The organism is Acutalibacter sp. 1XD8-36 (genome assembly GCF_009917525.1).
Taxonomy (GTDB): domain Bacteria; phylum Bacillota; class Clostridia; order Oscillospirales; family Acutalibacteraceae; genus Acutalibacter.
Window position 1 is genome coordinate 1 of record NZ_QZDU01000027.1, and the last position, 6,509, is coordinate 6,509.

At 52.7% G+C, this 6,509-nt stretch carries 6 protein-coding genes; 1 reads left to right on the plus strand and 5 read right to left on the minus strand.

Features of this window, described 5'->3' with window-relative positions; genetic code table 11:
* The 3 genes from D5270_RS16100 to D5270_RS16110 all read right to left on the minus strand — a co-directional run.
* Positions 1-1,093, minus strand: a 1,093-nt coding sequence (locus D5270_RS16100; RefSeq protein ID WP_166545042.1) for a tyrosine-type recombinase/integrase, incomplete at its 3' end; no start/stop codon positions are given.
* Positions 1,094-1,221: 128 nt separating this feature from the next.
* The gene (locus tag D5270_RS16105; RefSeq protein ID WP_166545043.1) at positions 1,222-1,626 is read right to left on the minus strand and encodes a hypothetical protein; all 405 of its coding nucleotides are present in this window, start codon (positions 1,624-1,626) and stop codon (positions 1,222-1,224) included.
* A gap of 487 nt (positions 1,627-2,113) precedes the next feature.
* Positions 2,114-2,293: a hypothetical protein gene (locus D5270_RS16110; protein ID WP_166545044.1), complete on the minus strand. Its 180-nt coding sequence runs from the start codon at positions 2,291-2,293 to the stop codon at positions 2,114-2,116.
* Between the two features lie 724 nt (positions 2,294-3,017).
* Here D5270_RS16110 and D5270_RS16115 point away from each other — a divergent pair.
* Entirely contained in the window at positions 3,018-4,781 is a 1,764-nt protein-coding gene (locus tag D5270_RS16115; protein WP_166545045.1) for an S-layer homology domain-containing protein, read from the plus strand.
* Between the two features lie 114 nt (positions 4,782-4,895).
* Here D5270_RS16115 and D5270_RS16120 read toward each other — a convergent pair whose 3' ends face one another.
* The gene (locus D5270_RS16120; protein WP_166545046.1) at positions 4,896-5,096 is read right to left on the minus strand and encodes a hypothetical protein; all 201 of its coding nucleotides are present in this window, start codon (positions 5,094-5,096) and stop codon (positions 4,896-4,898) included.
* A gap of 14 nt (positions 5,097-5,110) precedes the next feature.
* Positions 5,111-6,202, minus strand: coding sequence for a DUF4368 domain-containing protein (locus D5270_RS16125; protein WP_442858620.1), 1,092 nt, complete (start codon positions 6,200-6,202; stop codon positions 5,111-5,113).
* Positions 6,203-6,509: the final 307 nt, after the last annotated feature.

Genomic DNA, 6,509 nt, shown 5'->3' on the forward strand with positions numbered 1-6,509 from the left:
TCCACAGCAGAATATTGAAATCGTCTGGAAAATAGGCGGTTTTGGCTCTAGCGGCAAAGAAATTCAAAAAACTTCTGAAATTTGTTGTCGTGGGCTTGACATACGGGTGGCGGAGGGCATGAAAATTTATATAACTCAATCCTGCTGACACTAATATCCGTTTGTGGAGCGTTACTATCGAGTCGGGGTAATACATCTCGCCAGTTCGCGTTGAGGGGAACATATAGGGGTTATCCGGGTGCTTGAGGTGTTCTCGTTGGAGTAGTTCCACGGCTTTCTGTGGGATGGACACCAGTCTGACTGAGGTTTCTGTCTTAGGTCGGGTGATGACAATGTTGCCGTTCTGGTCGCGGGTGGCCTGCTTGCTCACGCTGATGGTATGGTTTTCGATGTCCAGGTCTGACCAGAGGAGCGCTACCAGTTCACCCTTGCGTAGACCGCTGACCAGCTCCAGGTAAAACATGGGGAGAACGTGGCGGCGGTCGGTCTCGTCAAGGTAGGCTTTCATGTCCTCGGCGGGAAGGAACTTCATTTCCTTTTTCTCCAGTTTTGGAGCAATGCAGTCTGTCGTGGGGTTGCGCTGAATCAAGCGTTCTTTGACCGCCCTGCTCAGTGCGTTGTGGAGCATGAGGTGGATGCCGCGAACCGTGGAGGCGCTTAGACCAGGAGATTTCTTTTTCTGGATCTCCCGCAATCTGCCGTTTTCGCGGAGGTCGTGGTAGAGTTTTTGCAGGTCGCGGCCTGTCAGCTTGTTTAGCTTGATATCGCCTATGCGCGGGTTTACGTGAAGTTCGATGCTCCGGCGGTAGCATTCGGCGGTGGAAACCCGCACATTTGGCTTGGCGTAGAGCGTGTACCAGTTTATCAACCATGAACCTACCGTGTAATCGTCGGAGCGGGCTACGTCCAAATCCTTGGCATCGTCCATTGCCGCGGCCAGCTTTTCTTTGACTTCTGCTTGGGTCTTGCCCAGCACGTTTTTGATGATTCGCTTGCCGGTGGCGGGGTCATAGCCAGCGGTGTATCGACCTTCCCATCGACCGTCTTTCCTTTTGCGGATGTTACCTTCGCCGTTTGCTCGTTTCTTTGCCATAAAACGGCCCCCTTTCTCAGCACACCACAATACCACACCCTGCTGAGAAAGTCCACTGACATTTTTCTTACTTTTCCAGTTCCACCCAAATTCCTTTTCTTTGTTTAGCAGCGCAAATTCTGATGGTATCAATCTTCGTAATATCCAGCTAAAATATCTTCAAAACGCACCTTGCCACGGGTACGGCGCACATTATTTATAGCCTCGCGGCGCATTTCTTCTACCTGCTCCGGTGTGTACTCGGAAAGTTCTGCCAGCATCCGCATCACCATCTCTAACTGTACTGCATAGCGGAAGAGCCCTTTTGAGATAGCTTTCGCGTTATCCTCAGATAACCTCAAAACCGCCCCAGCTAACTTTTCGCCCAAAATGTCATTATCCTGTAAATCGCTGTTAGCCATGAGGCTTTCAACCGCTCGTGTGAACAATTCATTTCGAGAAGAAAAGCCCTGCTCTTTCGCAAATATGTCTGTCCGATTGACCAGCCCTCTGTCCAAATATAGGCTTATTCGCTGCATTTTTTCTGAATCCATAAAGCACCTCCAAAATCGTGTTACACCAACTTGTGCCCCCTAGATTTTCCCTTGTATTCAGCCACTTTTTGAATCCGCAACCCCTAACTCTACACCAAACTCATATTAGCAACCCCTAGTGTGACCCTATCTTACACCGCCCTGTGAATCCTGAAAAAGCCCGTAGTTTCTAGCCCTCCCGCCCGGCTCTGCCGGACGGTGTGAACCGCAAAGGCGCCGGCATGGCGCCTTGCTTTCTCCTGCTTGTTTTTAGACCATGTTTTCTTTTGCTCTCTCTGGCTGGATTATTTTCCATTTCAGTGCATATCTTTGCAGCGAGTTTGCGCCGTTGCTCGCGGAGGATTTATGCCACTGCTGGAGGCAAGGTCGGTGCCCCTTACAAATCGCCACAAATGCCCCAAAACGGCGAACTGGGACTGCTCTCTTCTTACTCCTTGAGAACGGCCCAAGTTCGCCTGACACGGCCCTCACAGGGGCCACAAACGGGTCAAGTCCATAACTGGCACTTGTTTTGATACTCGATTGCTCCCTGGATGGGGAGAATCGTGAAAATCAAATTGCCATTCCGCACTTGTCCGTTGGAGTTCTCATACTTTGTAGGCTCTGTAAGAATGAGCGTCTTGTACTCAAGCTCACGCACATATTTCCTTACAGTGTTCTCATTCATACCCACCCCGCTCTACCGATGGTCTTGTAGCTCGGCCAACACTGATGCGACCTCCTATCCTCGCAGTACATGAGGTAGGCGTAGACCGCCAGCCGAAAAGCCTAATTAGATGAAAGAAAAACCTCCTTGTAGTAGGATAGAAGAGGTCTAGGCAGCCGCACTACATTACAACAAGGAGGAAAGACAAATGAATGACATTAATAGTCTACCACCCCAAAGCGGAGACGCCAGCACCATACAGCGTTTGCGCCGAAATTCCGCAGGCAGGAGATCTATGGAAAAAATCAAGGCGGACATAGGGAAGATGCAGAGAAAATTGTGCGGGCAAGTGCGCCTGTCAGCCGCCCCGGCTTACCATTCATGCAGGATTTTGTCCACTCATGCAAAACCTATTGCTTTGAGCCGAAATTTTTGCTATGGTATACGTGGAATATTATGCCCGGTCAGCCGGGACAAGAAAGAATCGGCAAGGGGGGTCCCCCCCTTGTCTCGTAGGTTACCTACGAGACAAAATCTCCCTCTGCCGGACAGGAGGAAACTATGAGAAGCTGGAAACAACGGTTGTGCAGCCTGCTGCTGTGCGCGGCGGTACTGGTAAGCCTGTGCCCTGAGGCCCTGGCGGGTCAGTATCTCCTATCTGGATGAAAACGGAGATAAGAAGTTCTGCGAGACATTCCTCCCCGTTTCCCCCACTCTCCCCGATTGGGAGAACGGCGTTTGGTATGTGGCGCGAGGCTCTCTACGTTTCCCAGTGCCCATCACCGTTACCGGAAACGTCCACCTGATTTTGGCGAACGGCTGTAGTTTGGAGGGCACGGTGGGCATCAACGTAAGCGAAGGGAACAGCCTGACCATCTACGCACAGTCCAAGGACGAGAGTGCCATGGGCAAGCTGGAGTTTTACGGCAGCACAGGCAGCGCGGGCATTGGTGGCGGAGACGGAAGCAACGGCGGCACCATCACCATCAACAACGGCACGGTGACTGCCACCAGCCAAGACGACGGGAACAACTACGGCGGCGCGGGCATAGGCGGGGGCAGCAAAGGAGGAGGCGGCAGCATCACCATCAGCGGCGGCACGGTGAAGGTCAGCAGCGAAAGCGGCGCGGACATTGGCGGCGGTAATAACGCCAAGGGCAACGCTATTCTCCCAAGCGACAAAATTGAGATCAGCGAGAGTGCCAACGTGACGCGCCTCGATGGAAAAGACCTGAATATCGGCCCCGTACATGAAGCAAATACAGACGAATGGGGTTCCGATAGTACCAGCCACTGGCGTCCCTGCAAAATAGAGAACTGCGCCGAAAACCATCAATTTGACAAGGCCGACCACAGCTTCGGCGATTGGATAATTGACATCCCGGCCACCTCTGACAAAGAGGGGCAGAAGCACCGGGATTGCAATATCTGCAAGTATTTGGAGACCGAGACCATCCCGCCTGTGCACAGCCACAGCTATGGGGCTGAGTGGAAGTCGGACGCCGCCGGCCACTGGCATGAGTGCTCCTGCGGCGATAGGAGCGGCGACGCCCCCCACAACCCCGGCGGCTGGATTGTGGACCAGGCGGCCACCAGCTCCACAGCGGGCCGCAGGCACAGGGAATGTACTGACTGCCGCTACTGGACACAGACCGAGACCATCCCCGCCACCGGGGGCGGTTCCTCCGGCGGCTACGTTCCGCCCACCTACAAGCCCGATGTGACCCAGCCCGGCGAGGGCGGCAGCGTGAGCGTTTCCCCCTCCAGCCCGAAGCGGGGCGACACCGTGACCGTGGAGCTCAGGCCGGACGAGGGCTATGAGCTGGACAGCATCACCGTCACCGACAGGGACGGCAAGAGGGTGGAGCTGACGGCGCAGCCGGACGGCACTTACACCTTCTGGCAGCCCAGCGGCAAAGTGAAAATCGAAGTGACCTATAAGCGGACGGAAACGCCCTGGGATAACCCCTTTTCGGACATATCCGAGGATAACTGGTACTATGAGGCGGTGCGCTTTGCCCAGGAGCAGGGCCTGATGAACGGTTACAGCGACGGCCGATTCGGGGCGGAGGATACCCTCTCCCGCGCCCAGCTTGCCCAAATCCTGTTCAACAGGGAGGGCCGTCCCGGAGTGGATTATCTTCTGGATTTCTCCGACGTAGGGGGCAGGTCGTGGTACGCCGGGGCCGTCCGCTGGGCCGCCAGCCAGGGTATCGTGAGCGGCTACGGAAACGGCACGTTTGGCCCCAACGCCCCCATTACTCGTGAGCAGCTGGCGGTGATGCTCTGGCGGTACTCTGGCAGTCCTGCCGCCGCCAGCAAGGAACTGGATTTCAACGATGAGAGCCAGATCAGCGGCTACGCGCTGGAGGCTATGCGCTGGGCCGTGGAGAACGGGATTTTGAACGGCTACGGTGACGGGCGGTTAGGTCCAAAGGGGCAGGCCACTCGGGCACAGGCGGCGCAGATACTGAAAAACTTTATTGGGAACCGGAAGGACGACACTTGAAAAAGCGGTTCTTTTCGTACGAACCCTCTGCGTGGCGTTGGCAGGCTGCGACCAGCCCGCCCCGGCCCAGGGCGGCGAATGTTTTATGGAGGGAGAAAAGTCTTTAGAGCTTTCCTAGGCATTGTCCGATTGGCCAGCAAATAGCTTCACCACCCATTTTTTATGCTTCTGCTGTGCAATAAGCTCTCTCTTTATAAGTTGGAGATGTGTCAGAAAAGCCTTGTAAATCAAATGATTACGGTTAGAAGGAAGTAATTTCAGATTAGGCGGTATAGCCCCAATTACAAGGGCTGTACCGTCTTTTCTTGCGCTCATTGAGCGCATTTTCCTTATGCGCCTTGCCGTTTCGGCTGCGTGGCAGAAAGAAAATTGATTTCCCCTACAAAGTTGAAAACAATATCTACTTTCTGTACCCGCTTCCCGTCCACTTTTTCCGGCGCATGGACTATGATTTTCTTGATAAATTCATTGACGATTGCGGGGGTGAGTTCCTTTATCCCCACATACTTACGGATAATTGCGGAGAAGCCGCCAAAGTCGCTCTTGTTCTGTTCGTAGGTATCGACTTCCTGCTGGTCTGCCTTGACCTTTTCTTCCAGTTCCCGCTGTTCCACTTCATACTCTGCGGACAGCTTCAAAAATCTGTCGTGACTGATTGCGCCGCTTATATCGTCCTCATAAATCCGCTTGAAGATACGGTCAAGCTCTACAATCCGTTTTTTTGCCTGTCCGACTTCCCGTTTTCTGCGCTTCATTTCCTTTTCCGTTTCGGCAGAGCGTTGTGCGTACATCATTTCATGGAAAGCCATGATGTCATCAAAGAAAAGGGCAGTCACATCAAATATCCTGCTCCATACTATCTGCTTCAACACTTCTTCGCGGATAAAGTGCGCCGTACAGCTTCCCGTATTGCTCTTGTACTTTGCACAGCGGTAATGGTCTTGTGAGCCATTAAAACTTTTGCAAGTAGCGAAATGTAGCTTACTCCCACAGTCCGCACAATATACCAAGCCGGAAAACAATCCCTGTCTGTCCGCTTTTGTGGGGCGGCGTTTGTTCGCTCTTAGTTCCTGTATCCGTTCAAAAACAGCGTCCTCTACAATCGCTTCATGGGTATTATAGAAAATTGCCTGCTGTTCTTTTGTGGTTGGAATCCGCTTCTTTAATTTGTGGGATTTGGAATAGCTTTTGAAATTTACGGTATGTCCGCAATAGTCCATACGTTCCAAAATGCCGACAATCGTGCTGTCTTTCCAGTTGTACGGATTTTCGGGAAGTGCTTTCCCCTTTTTCTCGGCATAGTAGGCTTTGGCAGTCGGTACTTTATCTTCCTTGAGGATTTTCGCTATCTGCATAGGGCCTTTCCCACCGATACATAAATCAAAAACCCGTTTCACCACAGCGGCGGCTTCCTCGTCCACAATCCATAGCTTTTTGTCCGCAGGGCTTACCATGTAGCCGTAAGGCGGCTTTGTCAGATGTTCCCCCGCTTGTCCTTGCGCCCGTTTGATTGCTCGTACTTTTTTACTTGTGTCTTTGGCGTAAAAATCATTAAACAGGTTGCGGAACGGGGTAAAATCGTTATCCCCCTTTGCGCTGTCTACCCCGTCATTGACTGCGATATATCTAACGTCACGTTCTACGAAAAAGATTTCCGTATCCTGGTCAATTCCTTTTCCTTTGCGGCTATCTGGTCGTTAAGGCGGTGGGATTGACTTTTTTTCAGCG